Source organism: Virgibacillus phasianinus (assembly GCF_002216775.1).
GTDB lineage: Bacteria > Bacillota > Bacilli > Bacillales > Amphibacillaceae > Virgibacillus_F > Virgibacillus_F phasianinus.
Genome location: NZ_CP022315.1, coordinates 1,583,701 through 1,598,282, shown reverse-complemented (window position 1 = coordinate 1,598,282; position 14,582 = coordinate 1,583,701). Strand labels below are relative to the sequence as shown.

Sequence of the window (14,582 nt, the reverse complement as noted above, 5' to 3'; positions counted from 1 at the left end):
ACAATGAGGCTATCCCACCCTTTGTGGAATAACCTCATTACAGTTAATTCTTACTATCACTATTTAAGTTATTTTCAGCATCGGTCGTTTCCCCACCAGATTCATCATTATCTTCCTCAACCGAATCATCCGATTCTTCAGGGGTGCTATTTTCACCAGACGATACATCTGCGTCCTCTTTTCCTAAATCTGTATCTTCGTTTGTGTCTTCCCCGTTTCCATCCTTACCTTGTTCATTGGTTACCCTAGAATCATCTTCTTCAGGTGTCTTTGATTTTTTTTCATTAGTACCAACTGATGTATCTTGTTTTTCGGTTTCCCCCGTTTTTACATCACTAGCAAAATCCTTTTCAACCTCCACCTCATAATCACTGCTCTCCTTACCAACATAGCTTGAATTACTGCTAGAACTATAAAAGGTATCCGGTTCCGATGTATCAGGTTCCCACGTCGACTCATATTCCACGCTTTCTTCTTCGTTTACAGGTTGTTCCACTTCAACCGGTTCCACAATTTCATCTTCAACTTGCTCTGCTGTGTCGAGGGTCATTTCCTCACTGGGCATTCTTTCAACAGTAGGAAATTTAAAGTTTTCAATGGCAATTTCTGAGGTTGGCATATTCGTTACGTTATTTAGTTTTTCTGTTTTTTCACTTTTCACTTCTGCCGGTTCTTGTTGGACGGTGTTTTTTGGTGTATTAACATTATGTAGGATGATAATTGCGATAACTGCTATAACACTTAAAATATTTGCTGCGATGATGATCTTTTTCCACCTTGACTGCCTGTCCATTTTACACCTCCATATTTTTACAAGTTTATTCCATCATATAAAAGTATAGTCCGAAAGTAAAACCATCTCACTACTATTCAGATTATTTGTCAATTTACTGTCCTCTCTCCCGCCTCTTAATTAATTTTTTCCATGCATCTACTACTGGCTTTCTGCCGTTTAGGACGAGTCCGGCATATTCGGCAAATATATGAATAATAACCAGCACAATGAAAAAGGCGATGATTGTCACATATAGCTTCGCATTTGAAAGTAAAATGGCCATGCAGCCAAATAATGCGCTGAATCCATAAATAATCAATACGGACTTGCGGTGGCTGTATCCGGCATGCAGTAAGCGGTAATGGATGTGTTTGTTATCGGCAAGCATGATGTTTTCCTTGTTGTATGCCCGCCTGACAATCGCAAACAATGTATCAAAGATTGGAACGGCCAGTACGATAATTGGGATGATAAAACTGAACAGGGCGATATTTTTGAATAAGCCTAGCATCGATACAACGGCAATGGCATAACCAAGAAAATTCGAACCGGTGTCGCCCATATATATTTTTGCCGGGTAAAAGTTGTGAAACAGGAATCCAATATTGGCACCGATTAACATGATGCACAGATACGCCGCTGTTAGCTGTACGTCGATGAGTGCCATGATGAACATGCTGATGAGCGCAATGGTCGATACACCAGTTGCCAAACCGTCCAGGCCATCGATCAGGTTGATGGCATTGGTGATGCCGATGACCCATAGGACGGTGACAAGCACGCTGACAATCCCTAAATCAATCATGCCAAAGAATGGAATGGTAATCCTGTCGATAATCAGTCCGGATGAGATCAGGAATGATGCAGCAATCAGTTGCCCCGTTAGTTTGATGACAGGGCGTATTTCATATTTATCATCAATTGCACCGGTAATCAGGATAACGATAGCGCCAGCCAGAATTTCCGGTAAATGTTCGTTTTCTGGTTTTATGTAAAATCCAGCCAAAATAACACCAAGGAAAATGGCGATTCCGCCAAGCTTTGGTGTGATTGCTTTATGGATTTTTCGATGATTCGGGAAATCCATTACTTTTAATTTAACTGCCAGCTTTTTAACTGGATATGTCAGGATAAGGGTTGAGAGTAGCGCTATCAGAAAAGCAATAGCTAGTTCGATGTAGTTAAGCATAGGATTCTCCTAAGTGAATATATTACCTCTGATTATAGCGAATGATGTCGAGGATGTGCAAGCACGGGGTGAAGTTGGTGCGGTGCCATTCGACTGCCGCGCCTTAATGTTGGGATCAGCTTTCCCCCGTGGTTCCAATCCCATGCAAAATATATTTCACTGTCTGCCTGATTTCCACCTCATCATCCCATTCCTTGTTTGGCTGCACAATAAATCGAGTCACCAGGAAGCCGATGATTGTTGGGACTACCATACGGATTAAGGTCTCGTTCGGCAGGTTCTGCAATTCCCCTTTATTTTTATAATAATCCAGAGATTTGTTGATTGCAGGGTATACCTTTTCGTGGAATATCTGTTTAAATGTTTCCTGAATGTCTGGATGAAAGGCAAGTTCCTGCACCAATATTTTGATTAAGTCTACATTTGCCTCGGCAAATTCAAATCTATTTTTTATGAAATAATAGAGGAATTCTTCGAGGTGACCGTGATTCTGCTCGAAAACCTGGTTCACAAATTTATCTGCGAGTACTGGCGCAGATAATTTCATCATAACAGGGCCAACGATTGCCACGAGCAGATCCTTCTTTGTTTTGTAATGACGGAAAATGGTTCCCTCAGCAACACCTGCCTCCTTAGCAATTTCACTGGTTGACGTGTTGTGATAACCTTTATCCGCAATGAGTCTGATGGCTGCTTCCATTATCTTTTCCTGCTTTGGTGTCATTCCTTTTACCTCCGATTACAGTTTGCGATGTCGTTTCAATGCGATAACATTCAGGATAATAAATACGATTGAAAAGCCAAGTATGACGCTAATATCCACTGGGATGCTGCTAAGCGACTGGCCGCGAATCATGATTTCCCTGAGTGCATCCGCACCGTATGTTAAGGGCATAATTTTCCCGAGTATATCCATCCAGCTGCCCGGCTCGATATAAAATAGTCCGGAAAAGAATACTTGCGGGATGATGACGATTGGAATGAATTGAATCATTTGGAATTCATTTTTTGCAAATGCTGATAGCAGCGTGCCAAGACTCAGTGCTGTTAAAGCTAATAGCAAGGTTATGAGCAGGACAGCAAAGAATGCTCCTTCCATATAAATGTTAAGAACGTAAACTGAATAGGCTACGATAATCGCGGACTGGATAATGATGAAAATGCCAAATCCGCACAAATAGCCCACGACGATTTCCCATCGTTTCAGTGGTGTAGCAAGCAGGCGTTCCAACGTGCCTTGTGTCCGTTCTCTAAGAAACGTTACACCCCCGATTAAAAAGACGAAGAAGAATACAAAGAAGCCAATTAGGACTGGTCCGATGTTATCAAATAAATCAAGATCCGTTGATCCGTGTAAAAATTCGATGTCCGGATTTAAAGCATTAGGATTTAACTGTTTCGATGCTTTGGATAGAACCTGCTGGACGGCAGATGTCGCATTCGGGTCGCTGCCTTCCATCGTCACACTGACTTTATTTTTCTCCAATTGAATATAGGCATCCACATCTTTGTCCTTGAGGGCCTGCACCGCTTGCTTAGCGCTCATTTCTTTTATTGTTGCCCCTTGCTCCTCCAGGCTATCCTGCATTTGTGCTGGAACATCGGTGACCGCAATGGTTGGCTGATAGTCATCCATATCCAGCACCAGCCATAATAGGGTCATCACAAACAACGGCGCGATCATCATTAGTGCAATGCTTCGTTTGTCACGCATGAATTGCTGGACGATTCGTTTGATAATGGCACGTATTCGCATCTCTTACACCTCCGTCCTTTTTCCAAAAGATAAAAATGCATCTTCCAGTGTTTGGGTATTACTCTTCTCTTTCAGATCTGTAGGACTTCCCTGGGCGATGACATACCCATCCCGAAGAAGTGCCAGATTGTCACACTTTTCCGCTTCGTCCATTACATGTGTCGTGATGACAATCGTCGTTCCTTGTTCCTGCAATTGACGTAAGTCTTCCCAGATGGATGCGCGGAGGACCGGATCAATGCCAACGGTTGGTTCATCAAGGATGAGCAGACTTGGTTTATGCAGGAGTGCCACTGCCAGGGACATCCGCCGCTTCATTCCGCCAGAATATTTATCGAGTGATTTATGGAGATGATCCGTTAGGTTAACAATTTTTGCAGCCTCTGTTACCCGTTCCTTCCGTTCCTTTTTTGGAATACCATAAATGCTGGCAAAAAACTCAAGGTTTTCTTTCGCAGTCAGTTCACTGTATAATGCATCAGATTGTGCCATGTAGCCAATGTTTTGCATTTGTTTTAATGATGGCATTTTATTGTTAGCGATGGTAACTGTTCCGTTAGTCGGGTTCAGCAGTCCAATCATAATTTTTACTAAGGTTGTCTTCCCGGAACCTGATGGGCCGAGTAAACCGAACAGCTGTCCACGCGGGATGCTTAAATTCACTTCTTTTAAAACTATTTCCTTATGATAATTATGTTGAATATTCGTGAGTTCGATAAATGCAGACATACGGGATTGCCTCCTTTTTGTTGCTGATTTATGGATGGTGAGTGATTACTCACGTTCATTATATGTGATGTATTCCAGTTTGTAAACTTTTGATTTGGAAGCGCGCATCTAATCATTATTTACCTCGCTTATTCATAGATATTATTGATGTGAACTTTTTCATATAAGGAGCTGGGCGACGTGCAATTTTATTATGGAAATCAGTGGCCTCTGCGTGTGCTTGATGAAGCGGAGTTCTGGAAGGAACAGGAGGCCGAGCACACTGTCGTAATTCGGGAGTTATTGCCCGATTTGGAGCAGGAATTTGTGGACGGTTTAAATCGCTGGGAGGATGTTCTGAAGACGACAAAACAGCATGTGACGCGGTTTATTGAGTCTGTCATTCGGAGCAAGAATCACATCTCACCGCAATTATCACAGCAAGTGTTAGACCTTGCATCATTTTGTTTACAGGAAAGCGTAGCATTCATCCAATTTTGCCGTAAGATCAAAACAGAAAGCAAGTCTGTGGTGGGTAATCCGATGGCAAAGACAGTCATGGACCACATCATAGACGAATCAGAATACTTTATCGGCATTGCCCAAACAATCCTATACGAACAATAACCAGTGTGGGGACAGTCCCCCATTACACTACTGCGTTAGCGCGGTAGTGTGGCGGGGGACTGTCCCCACACTTGTATGTAATATAGGGGATGCGCTCAACTTATGCTATAATATGGTTTAGTTAATTTCGGGAAGGTTGGTGTGGCGCATGAATATGGATATCTCAATTGCCAAGGTATGCATGCTGGCTGGGAAAATTATGCTCGAAAGCGGTGCTGAGACGTATCGGGTGGAGGATACAATGAACCGGATCGCTGTCTCGTATGGTTTATCAAACGCCCAAAGCTATGCGACACCGACCGGGATTATTTTTTCAGTTGATCGTGTTGAAAAAACAAACTTTATTCGGATTTCAAGACGTTCGACAGACCTACATAAGATTGCTGAGGTAAACAGCATTTCAAGGCAGCTGACAGGGAATGAACTAGTTCTGTCTGAAGCCTTGCTTTTACTTGAAGAAGTGGATCAGGCAAAACTGGCATTTGCCGGCTGGATTCAGGTGATAGCTGCTGCTTTTGTTGCTGGTTGTTTCACAATTATGTTCGGCGGTACTTGGACAGACTTCATACCTGCGCTGCTTACTGGCGGAATCGGCTACGCGGTCATGCTTTGGTTTGCTCAGTTAGTAGAAACCCGCTTCATTGCGGAGTTCGTGGCAGCACTTGTAATCGGTGTGCTCGCAACTTTCTTCATCTATAATGGGATGGGTGCGGAAATGGATAAGATTATTATTGGTGCGGTTATGCCGCTTGTCCCCGGCTTGCACATCACAAACGCGGTGCGTGATTTGATGGCCGGGCACCTTGTTGCAGGTGTTTCAAAGGGTGTGGAAGCAATCCTGACAGCCTTTGCGATTGGCGCTGGGATTGCGGTTGCATTTGCCATATTTTAATTTTTTCTAAAGAAAGGAGTGGGACATATGACGATTATTGCTCAGCTAGCAACAAGCTTTGTCGCAGCAGCGGGGTTTGGCGTATTATTCAATGCCCCGCGAAGGTCATTAATCAAGTGTGGGCTTGTCGGTATGCTTGGCTGGATTTTATATTATGTACTCGTCGATGCCGGGATGGAAGTGGTGCCGGCAACCGTTCTTGCAGCCATGTTAGTTGCGGTGCTGAGTCATATTTGTGCCCGCACCTTTAAGACACCGATTATCATATTTGTTGTCTCAGGAATTATTCCGCTCGTACCTGGTGGCATTGCATATGACGCGATGCTCCACTACATCAATAATGATTATTTTACCGCCGTCCAATTGTCAGCAAAAGTAATGCTGTTGTCCGGTGGAATCGCAATCGGATTAATGTTTTCAGAAGTCGCAAACCAGCTGATCCAGCGGCAAATAGTGGGAAAGATCAAGTATAAAAAACGCTCCTAAAAAACCGACCGCGCCTGTATGGAAGGTCACTGAAAAAGTAATGGATTTTAAAAAATTAGCTTTTCCCTTTACTTAGCATCTTGAATATACGGAGACTCCTCGAAAAAGAAAAAACACTTTTTCTTCGTGCGATGCCTATTCGGGGAAGCTTTCCTTATCCTGCGGGAAATGAGAGATCGGCGAGACCCCGGAGGACGGCAGTTAATGAGGCCCGACTAAAACCGCCCTTTGCGGGCAACGTCGGCTACCCCTTGCCGGGGCAAGGAGGCTCGTCACTCGCCCGCGGAAAGCGATGTATATTCAAGATGCGATGATAGATCCATCTATTTTGTACTACATTTACCTTTTTTAGTGGCCGGCTGTTTGGTGCGGTCGGTTTTTTCTAATGCTGTTATTCCGTTCTTCGTTCCGGCATAAAACCTGTTATTAACAATGTAATCGCAGTGATAATATGCATGATAAAGCCAACAAATGGAATCCATCCGATTAACGATGTGATGATTCCTAGTATACTACCCACCGTTGCGCTGTTGTTATTTTTGGACAAAATATATGTGATGATGTGAAGAATAAACATGACTAACAAAGGCGTGTACCCCTGGCCCATGATATAAATTCCACCGATTATCGGGATGCCGAGAAACGCCTCGAAGCCCCCCGTGATAATTCTCATAATTCGTGCTGCTGACATGGTATTTCCTCCGATCTTTCCTGCTGGATCTTATTAGCCTATTGTATCTTTCTTTGTTTTCGTGTGTAAAACTTCGGGTGATTGGTCTGAGTTTTGGCGGCAGCCACAAAGTCGAGAGAGAACGAGCTGCATTTGGGAGGCAGCATCCCGAACCCAGGCCACACTACCTCGAACTCAGGAGACAGCAGTTTTCCGCCCAAGTTGGACCTGCTCTCTCCCGACTTGAACCCGCCTGCACACTTCCTAGATAATATTCCTGAACTAGATTGTTTTATTTTTTGGACGATATATTTGGAATTGGCCGATATATTACTAGTTTGGCCGTTATTTCCCGAATTCGGCTGATATATTTCCAATTTGGCCGTTATTTCCGGAATTTGGCTGATATATTTCCAGTTTGGCCGTTATTTCCCGAATTCGGCTGTTATATTTCTAGTTTGGCCGTTATTTCTGAAGTTTGGCCGATATATTTCCAGTTTGGCCGTTATTTCCCGAATTCGGCTGTTATATTTCTAGTTTGGCCGTTATTTCTGAAGTTTGGCCGATATATTTCCAGTTTGGCCGTTATTTCCCGAATTCGGCTGTTATATTACTAGTTTGGCCGTTATTTCCCGAATTTGGCTGATATATTTCCAGTTTGGCCGTTATTTCCGAAATTTGGCCGATATATTTCCAGTTTGGCCGATAAAATCCAATTTTGGCCGTTATTCCCGCACGCCCGGCCCGAGTCCAACCTACTTCTTTACCCCCCAACATCGCCTCTCCACACAACAATCTATTTTTTCCTTCGTACTATTTTCCCTGTTAAGTCATCAAGCAGTGTATACACGACCGGTATCAGCAATAGCGTGAAAATGCTGGAGATACCGAGTCCGAATATGATTGTTACTGCGAGCGGCTGCTGTGTTTCTGCACCTTCACCGAGCGCCATGGCCAGTGGAATCATGGCCAAGATAGTTGTCAGTGTTGTCATTAATATTGGACGCAGGCGGCTTGGTCCCGCTTCTAATATCGCTTCATACCGGTCGACTCCTTTGCGCCTGAGAATGTTGATATAGTCAACGAGTACAATCGAGTTGTTAACCACGATTCCGGCGAGCATGATAATCCCGATGAACGCTGGAATGCTGAGCGGCAGTCCGGTGATAAATAGACCGACCATGACACCGACGACGGTTGCTGGCATGGAGAACATGATGATTAATGGAAACAGGAAGTTCTCGAATTGAACAGCCATCACCGCGTATACCAGGAAGATGGAAAAAATCAATGCGATGGATAGATCCCGGAATGATTCTGCCATATCCTGGGCCTGCCCGCCGATTTTATAACTATAGCCCTCCGGTAAACTCAGATTGTTTAATTTTGATTCAATATCATCGACCACACTTGCCAAATCGCGGTCCACGACTTCACTTGTCACATTCATCTGCGCCTGCTGATTTTCACGCAGTAATGTGACTGGGCCCTGTACTTCTTCAAATTGCGCAACAGTTTCAAGTGGTACCTGAGCACCCGTTGGCGATTGAATTTTCATATCCTGCAGGTCATTAATCGTACTGCGCTCATCTTCTGGATAGAGTAAGACAACATTCATTTCATTACCGTTTTCCCTAAACTGTGTGGCAACCTGACCGGTGAACTGTAATTGCACCTGGCTGATGACCTGCTGTTCGGAAAGCCCGTATGTTGCTGCCTTGTCTTCATTAATTTCTAAATTCATTTGTGGTACACCTTTTGCTGCTGATGATTCCGGATTGTACACCCCGTCAACGTCTGAGATGATGTTAACCACTTGTTTTGACAGATCGGCCAGCACTTCATTTTCCGGGCCGTTTAACTGAATTTGAACAGGGTCACCTGTCCCTAACCCGCCACCAACTGCACTGACAGTTACCTCCGCACCGGCGATGGATTGCAGATCTTTATCCATTTCCTGCACGATATCCGTTGTTGTTCGTTCCCTTTCAGTGGATGGGATCAACTGAATCGTGTATGTTCCTGTATTTGCGCTCGTGCTGGTCGGGTCAAAACCACCCCCGCCAACACTTACATAGCTTGTTTCCATGACATCTTGATAATTTGTTAATTTATCATTTGTTTGCTCTACTATTTCTTCGGTGTGTTCAAGCGAGCTGCCTGGCTCTGTTTCTACCGTAATTTCGATTTGCCCCTGATCCGAAGATGGAATAAATTCAGCACCAATCAGCGGGAACAAGGCAAGACTCGCAGCAATTGCAACAGCTGTTCCAAAAACAGTAGTTTTCCGGTGCTTGAGCACCCATTTCAATACACTGCGGTAGCCTGCATATACCCGGTCCATAAACCGGTCAAACCAATAGCGCCGGCCCTTGTCCTCCATCGCTTTCGACAGCAATTTTGATGACAGCATAGGTACAAGTGTTACCGCTACAACAAGTGACGCAATGAGTGAAAACGAAACTGCCAGCGCCAGGGGTGTGAATAAATCAGATGCAATTCCTTCCACATAAATAATTGGCAAAAAGACTACCAATGTCGTCGTGGTTGATGCGATAACCGCTGGCGCAAGCTCGGATGCACCTTTTGTTGCTGAATCATAGAGACTGTATCCCTTTTGTCTGTACGCGTAGATATTTTCCAAAATAACAATCGAGCTGTCGACCATCATGCCAATACCAAGCGCAAGCCCGCCAAGTGTCAGGACGTTCAACGTTTCCCCGGTGAAATACATTAAGGTAAACGTTGCGATAATCGCGATTGGAATCGATAGCCCGATTACAATCGTTGCGCGCAGGCTTTTCAGGAATAACAGCAGGACGAAGAAAGAAATGATTCCTCCAATTATTATGTTCTGCACAACGGAGCTGATTGATAGCTGAATAAATTCGGATGTATCAATAATTACGTCAAGGTTCACGTCAGATGGAAGTTTTTTGTTCAAATCCTTCATTGCATCCTTCACGTTCGTAGCGACGTCAACCGTGTTGCCATCTGATTTTTTCATTACAGATAAAACAATTGATGGGTCCCCATTCACAAGGGTAAGCGAATTGGACTTTTTAAAGGTATCCTTGACTTTCGCAACGTCCTCGATATGGATGGTGGCACCTGATTCAGTTTGAACAATTGTCTGCTTAATATCATCAACCGACTCAAGCTCACCCGTGATGCGGATTTGCAGGTCCTGATTCCCTTTGTCGACAGCACCAGCCGATGCCGATTGATTGGTGCTGTTCAGCGATTGGACAAGCGTTTGCGCCGACACTCCATATTGCCGCATTTTTGCCTGGTCCAGGATCAGCTGTATTTCCCGTTCCTTGCCACCCTCAACGGTAACAGATGCAACACCAGCCTGGCGCTCCAGGTATGGTACAATTTGGTCATCAGCAACCGCTGTTAAGGCAGCAGGATCCTTACCCGTTAACCCAATCCACATTACCGGAAGCTGGTCCGGGCTGAACCGTAAAACACTTGGGTCACCCGCACCTTTAGGAAGCATGTTTTTGACCTGGTCAATTTTTTCCCGCACATCAATGAGTGCCTGATCCATATTGACTCCATTACTGAACATCATAATGACAAGCGAGGAGCCAGACTCAGATTGCGACTGAATTGTTTCGACACCCTCGACCGAGCTGATTGCCGATTCAACCGGGCGACTGACTAAGTTTTCTACCTCTTGTGGTGCTGCATCCTCATAGGTTGTTGCCACCACAGCGATGGGAAGTTCGATTTCCGGAAAAAGGTCAATCGTAAGGCTTCTTAAAGAAACGACGCCGAGTGCAAGAATGGCAAGCACTATCATGATGACGCCAACAGGACGTTTAACAGATATATTTACTAGCTTCAAAATGCATTACCCCTCTTTCACCACATTGACCTTGCTTCCGTCGGTCAGTGTTAGTTGCCCGCTTGTTACAACCTTGTCGCCCTTTTTCACTTCACCCTTTATAGCTGTTTGATCTGACTGTGTTTCAATAATCTGGACTTTTTTCTCGATTGCCTTATCGTCTTTGATTACATAAATAAAGGCATTGCCACTTTCTTCGGTAACCGCTTCCGTTGGCACAATCAGTGCATCCTTAACTGTTTTTTCCGGAACGTTAATTTCCGCGACCATTCCCGGTAACAGTTTATCGTCCTTGTTGCTAATGGTTGCTTCAATTGGATATAGGCCAGTGTCGTTTGGCAACGTGTCGATTGCAGTAACCTCTGCATCCACCTCATTGCCTTTGACTGTAGCCGGATATGTTTCCCCCTCTTTAAACAGGGAGGTGGCTTCCGCGGTAACAGTCATATTTACTGTTAATTCATTGAGATCAATGATTACAGCTAAAGGTTTTTCTGTCGTTGCAATGCTGCCTTCCTCACCCTGAAGACTGGCAATTTGACCCGAGGATTCCGCGTAAATTGTTTGCGTTCCGATTTGCGTTTGGACGGTGGCAATGACATCATCTTCCGTTACCTGCTCGCCGTTTTCCACCTCCAGTGTTTTGATTTCTCCCGGAGCTTGGAGCATGACTGGAGTATTAGCACCCGGAGCTGTATGTCCATATTCCGTGTGCTTGATAATCATGTCACCTTTCGTAACTGCCATCGTTTCAACGGAGGTTACGGTTTCCTCATTTCCAGTCTTTTTATCCTCATCCTGATTACAAGCTGCAAGCACCGTTATTACTAACAGGGCTGCCAGCAGAATTTGCACCTTTTTCATATGTATGATTGCTCCTCTCACCGTTTGGAAATTTCAAATTGTTTATGATTATAGTTATGTAGTAGTCTAGTTATTAGTATTACGGCCGTTACCGCCAAAAGATTCATATCTTTATTTTACCCATTAATAACTTTCAAGTACAACGATATTTTACAAATGAAAAAACCGCTGGATAGCGGTTTTTAATTTGGATTATGGTCTGTGTCTGGATGTGAAGGTGGGCCGAATAGAGAGGATTTTCGCTGATGTACGATAAGCTGACTTGTTCGTTTATACTGCATGTCCAGTGTGCTTACAGTTGCATTCACATAAATTCCAGTTCCATCTTTAAAGGTTACATATGTCTTCTTATCACCACAACTCTCATACTTGTCAATATGGTGGTATGCGAGCCAGACACAATCCTTACCTTTCGTTGAGGAAGTAGGAATCAAGAATAAGCCTAATTCCGGGCTTAGAACAACAGGAACTTTACTATTTACCTTTAAAATTTGCTTGGCAGCAGTTTGTCTTCCGTGAAGCGATGATCCATACATTAGGCAATTCTTGATGAGAATTTGCTCTGGTTTATGTATCGAGCGAAATTCCCCTGTCTCCTCCATAATTAAGGAAGGGTGAATCTTTGAATCATTCCTGATAATAGCCTTTGTAGTTTGCGAAATAACAGTAAGACCAAGCTTTAACTTTTTCATAATACACCTCTTAGGTTCAATATAAGACTATTGTACTATGGATCAGACTAATTATCTATATTTTTTTCACCTTTCTGAAAAAAATTTTGGGACAGAGGGACAGGTTCCTTGTCCCAGGTTCGTTAAAGCGGGGCAAGATGTGGGTTTGACCCGTCATATTGAACCCGATAGAGGAGTAAAAAACTCGGGGAGAGAGCACACGAAACCCGGGGAGAAATAGGTTGAACTTGCGAGAAAACAAGTCCAAGTCGGGAGATAAATAGCTGTCACCCGACTTGGAAATAACGCGGATTGAGTCAAAAGTCCCGCGCCCGAAGAAGTCCTGATTGTCGTCTCCCGACTTGGCCGGATTCTCACCCGAGTTGTTTTATCGGCCTAGTATTCGCTAACTTTACACGAACAACAGCAGCATTGAACCACCCACGTTGCACGGGGTGGTCCCAAATGGGCGCTACCGCCTTTCTAATTACCTAAAAGAACACACCATTCCATTCACGAACTGGTGTGTTCTTTATATTTTGCTATTCATTTTAATCACGATTTTTTACTGTTTGAGCCGGAACTTTTTGATTCTGAAATCTTACCAAGGAAAAAACTGTCCACTTCATTTAGCTTTCCGCGCCAGAGAATCTTCCCTTTCGATGGAGTCGGTTTACTGTCGCCACAATAAATATGGGTGTTCTTCAAGTGGATAAAGTGCGCTTCTCCATCACTGCTTGAATCAACAGACTCACTTGCTTTTGTGAATTGCTCACTAAGTGCCTGCGCAATATCATTGCCATCCTCAAACGATTCACTTAACGACTCAAAGTATTCTTTTGCAGAGATCATTGTTCCTGAGATAACCGCCCCATTGACAAGCAATGATATATCTAAGGAAAAATCATGCTTATTCGCCGCTTTAACAAAAAACTCCAATATATTGTCTTTAGATGCTGATTCACTCATTTTCATTTCTCCTTTCTAGATTGCCTTAAGCTGACGTGTCATCATCGCTTTCCAGTGATGTATCGTCTTCTTCATCATCATTGGTTTCTTCTTTTTTTGTCCTTTTTGTACCTTTTTTAGCGCTTGATTTCTTTGCACTGTTTTTCTTCTTCTCTTTTACATCTTCACCGCTTTTTTCGTCTTCCTCATCTTCTTCGTCTTCTGCATCGCTATCTTTCTTTTTAGAGTTAGTAGACTTTTTTTCGCCCTCGTCCTCTTCTTCCTCGTTGTTATCAAATAATTTATCAATCTTCTCTTCCAGACCCTGCAATCTGTCTTGAAGGTGTTGATTTTCTTCTTTTAACTCTTCATAATCTTTGTCAGATTCACCTGTTTCATTCATTTCTTCTTCATTTTCGCTTTCCTGCATCAATTCTGAATCCTCATTATCCGGAGATTCTTCTTCATCCTTGTCTTTCTTAAACAGGTTCGTTGTGGACGATTTTAAGCTTTTATAGTTTTCTTTTCCAGAATCCTTCAAGCTGTTTAGTTTATCTTTGGTAAAGGTGCCAACACTTGAACTAGTATTCTTCAACGCTTCTTTACTGACCTTTGCAACTAGTTTTTTTCTATTTTTCGGTGTAGATAGATAGCCGACGGTTGCCCCTACAATTCCACCAGTGGCGGCGCGTCTGATTGAACCAGATTTACGTTTACTTTCTTTTTCTTCCGTTGCCATGAAATCACCTTCCAATTTACTGGTTATTTTCTGTTCCACTTTCAACAGAATCTAATCGATTGGTATCCATTTTGTTTTCAAGTGCTTCAAGCCGTTTCCGCAATTGTTTATTTTCTTCCTCTAAAGTGGTTGCGTTTTCTGTTGCCTTTGAACTTAAGAATGGATCTGTTTCCCACCAATCCATCCCGATTTCCTTCGCTTTATCTACCGAAGCAACAATCAGGCGGATTTTAATCGTCAGCAGTTCGACATCGGCAATTCCAACCGTGATATCTCCTGCAATAACAACACCTTTATCTAACACTTTTTCCAAAACATCGACAAGGTTACTAGGCCCGTTAGCGCTAGCGCTTTGTAATTGTTGTTCGACTGGCATAAATTGAACCTCCAATCGGGTTCCGCTA

Annotated in this window: 16 protein-coding genes; 3 read left to right on the top strand and 13 right to left on the bottom strand. The window is 43.5% G+C overall.

What is annotated here, in order from left to right; translation table 11 throughout:
- Positions 1-43: 43 nt before the first annotated feature.
- The 5 genes from CFK37_RS08120 to CFK37_RS08100 all read right to left on the bottom strand — a co-directional run bounded on the left by CFK37_RS08120 (position 44) and on the right by CFK37_RS08100 (position 4,449).
- Positions 44-793 (bottom strand): hypothetical protein, encoded by a 750-nt coding sequence (locus CFK37_RS08120; RefSeq protein WP_089061392.1) that lies wholly within the window; start codon positions 791-793, stop codon positions 44-46.
- Positions 794-887: 94 nt separating this feature from the next.
- Positions 888-1,964, bottom strand: a complete 1,077-nt coding sequence (locus CFK37_RS08115) for a glycosyltransferase family 4 protein (protein ID WP_089061391.1) — start codon at positions 1,962-1,964, stop codon at positions 888-890.
- Positions 1,965-2,079: 115 nt separating this feature from the next.
- Positions 2,080-2,688 (bottom strand): TetR/AcrR family transcriptional regulator, encoded by a 609-nt coding sequence (locus CFK37_RS08110; RefSeq protein WP_089061390.1) that lies wholly within the window; start codon positions 2,686-2,688, stop codon positions 2,080-2,082.
- Between the two features lie 15 nt (positions 2,689-2,703).
- Positions 2,704-3,720: an ABC transporter permease gene (locus tag CFK37_RS08105; protein ID WP_089061389.1), complete on the bottom strand. Its 1,017-nt coding sequence runs from the start codon at positions 3,718-3,720 to the stop codon at positions 2,704-2,706.
- 3 nt (positions 3,721-3,723) lie between these two features.
- A complete protein-coding gene (locus tag CFK37_RS08100) occupies positions 3,724-4,449 on the bottom strand; it encodes an ABC transporter ATP-binding protein (protein WP_089061388.1) in 726 nt (241 codons plus the stop codon).
- 180 nt (positions 4,450-4,629) lie between these two features.
- Here CFK37_RS08100 and CFK37_RS08095 point away from each other — a divergent pair, with 180 nt between their 5' ends.
- The 3 genes from CFK37_RS08095 to CFK37_RS08085 all read left to right on the top strand — a co-directional run bounded on the left by CFK37_RS08095 (position 4,630) and on the right by CFK37_RS08085 (position 6,433).
- Positions 4,630-5,055 carry a DUF2935 domain-containing protein gene (locus tag CFK37_RS08095; protein ID WP_089061387.1) on the top strand — a complete coding sequence of 142 codons (426 nt, stop codon included), beginning with the start codon at positions 4,630-4,632 and terminating at the stop codon, positions 5,053-5,055.
- 148 nt (positions 5,056-5,203) lie between these two features.
- A complete protein-coding gene (locus CFK37_RS08090) occupies positions 5,204-5,947 on the top strand; it encodes a threonine/serine exporter family protein (RefSeq protein WP_089061386.1) in 744 nt (247 codons plus the stop codon).
- Between the two features lie 27 nt (positions 5,948-5,974).
- Entirely contained in the window at positions 5,975-6,433 is a 459-nt protein-coding gene (locus CFK37_RS08085; RefSeq protein WP_089061385.1) for a threonine/serine exporter family protein, read from the top strand.
- Positions 6,434-6,824: 391 nt separating this feature from the next.
- On the opposite strand, the gene CFK37_RS08080 is transcribed toward CFK37_RS08085, so the two are convergent.
- The 8 genes from CFK37_RS08080 to CFK37_RS08045 form a co-directional block, all read right to left on the bottom strand.
- A complete protein-coding gene (locus CFK37_RS08080) occupies positions 6,825-7,124 on the bottom strand; it encodes a hypothetical protein (RefSeq protein ID WP_089061384.1) in 300 nt (99 codons plus the stop codon).
- A 564-nt stretch (positions 7,125-7,688) separates the two neighbouring features.
- Positions 7,689-7,880, bottom strand: a complete 192-nt coding sequence (locus CFK37_RS08075) for a hypothetical protein (RefSeq protein ID WP_157724814.1) — start codon at positions 7,878-7,880, stop codon at positions 7,689-7,691.
- Positions 7,881-7,899: 19 nt separating this feature from the next.
- Positions 7,900-10,956, bottom strand: coding sequence for an efflux RND transporter permease subunit (locus CFK37_RS08070; RefSeq protein ID WP_089061382.1), 3,057 nt, complete (start codon positions 10,954-10,956; stop codon positions 7,900-7,902).
- A 6-nt stretch (positions 10,957-10,962) separates the two neighbouring features.
- Positions 10,963-11,820, bottom strand: coding sequence for an efflux RND transporter periplasmic adaptor subunit (locus tag CFK37_RS08065; protein WP_089061381.1), 858 nt, complete (start codon positions 11,818-11,820; stop codon positions 10,963-10,965).
- Positions 11,821-12,002: 182 nt separating this feature from the next.
- Positions 12,003-12,512, bottom strand: a complete 510-nt coding sequence (locus CFK37_RS08060; protein ID WP_089061380.1) for a competence protein ComK — start codon at positions 12,510-12,512, stop codon at positions 12,003-12,005.
- 534 nt (positions 12,513-13,046) lie between these two features.
- A complete protein-coding gene (gene gvpU / locus CFK37_RS08055; RefSeq protein ID WP_089061379.1) occupies positions 13,047-13,460 on the bottom strand; it encodes a gas vesicle accessory protein GvpU in 414 nt (137 codons plus the stop codon).
- 25 nt (positions 13,461-13,485) lie between these two features.
- The gene (gene gvpT, locus CFK37_RS08050; RefSeq protein ID WP_089061378.1) at positions 13,486-14,178 is read right to left on the bottom strand and encodes a YtxH domain-containing protein; all 693 of its coding nucleotides are present in this window, start codon (positions 14,176-14,178) and stop codon (positions 13,486-13,488) included.
- A gap of 16 nt (positions 14,179-14,194) precedes the next feature.
- Positions 14,195-14,554, bottom strand: a complete 360-nt coding sequence (locus CFK37_RS08045; protein ID WP_089061377.1) for a gas vesicle protein — start codon at positions 14,552-14,554, stop codon at positions 14,195-14,197.
- Positions 14,555-14,582: the final 28 nt, after the last annotated feature.

Excerpts from the sequence above, each read along its gene's own strand:
- CFK37_RS08080 (WP_089061384.1), bottom strand. The coding sequence starts at position 7,124 with ATGTCAGCAGCACGAATTATGAGAATTATCACGGGGGGCTTCGAGGCG.
- CFK37_RS08065 (WP_089061381.1), bottom strand. The coding sequence starts at position 11,820 with ATGAAAAAGGTGCAAATTCTGCTGGCAGCCCTGTTAGTAATAACGGTG.
- CFK37_RS08115 (WP_089061391.1), bottom strand. The coding sequence starts at position 1,964 with ATGCTTAACTACATCGAACTAGCTATTGCTTTTCTGATAGCGCTACTC.
- CFK37_RS08100 (WP_089061388.1), bottom strand. The coding sequence starts at position 4,449 with ATGTCTGCATTTATCGAACTCACGAATATTCAACATAATTATCATAAG.
- CFK37_RS08085 (WP_089061385.1), top strand. The coding sequence starts at position 5,975 with ATGACGATTATTGCTCAGCTAGCAACAAGCTTTGTCGCAGCAGCGGGG.
- CFK37_RS08075 (WP_157724814.1), bottom strand. The coding sequence starts at position 7,880 with ATGTTGGGGGGTAAAGAAGTAGGTTGGACTCGGGCCGGGCGTGCGGGA.
- CFK37_RS08090 (WP_089061386.1), top strand. The coding sequence starts at position 5,204 with ATGAATATGGATATCTCAATTGCCAAGGTATGCATGCTGGCTGGGAAA.
- CFK37_RS08045 (WP_089061377.1), bottom strand. The coding sequence starts at position 14,554 with ATGCCAGTCGAACAACAATTACAAAGCGCTAGCGCTAACGGGCCTAGT.
- CFK37_RS08120 (WP_089061392.1), bottom strand. The coding sequence starts at position 793 with ATGGACAGGCAGTCAAGGTGGAAAAAGATCATCATCGCAGCAAATATT.
- gvpT (WP_089061378.1), bottom strand. The coding sequence starts at position 14,178 with ATGGCAACGGAAGAAAAAGAAAGTAAACGTAAATCTGGTTCAATCAGA.
- gvpU (WP_089061379.1), bottom strand. The coding sequence starts at position 13,460 with ATGAGTGAATCAGCATCTAAAGACAATATATTGGAGTTTTTTGTTAAA.
- CFK37_RS08105 (WP_089061389.1), bottom strand. The coding sequence starts at position 3,720 with ATGCGAATACGTGCCATTATCAAACGAATCGTCCAGCAATTCATGCGT.
- CFK37_RS08110 (WP_089061390.1), bottom strand. The coding sequence starts at position 2,688 with ATGACACCAAAGCAGGAAAAGATAATGGAAGCAGCCATCAGACTCATT.
- CFK37_RS08060 (WP_089061380.1), bottom strand. The coding sequence starts at position 12,512 with ATGAAAAAGTTAAAGCTTGGTCTTACTGTTATTTCGCAAACTACAAAG.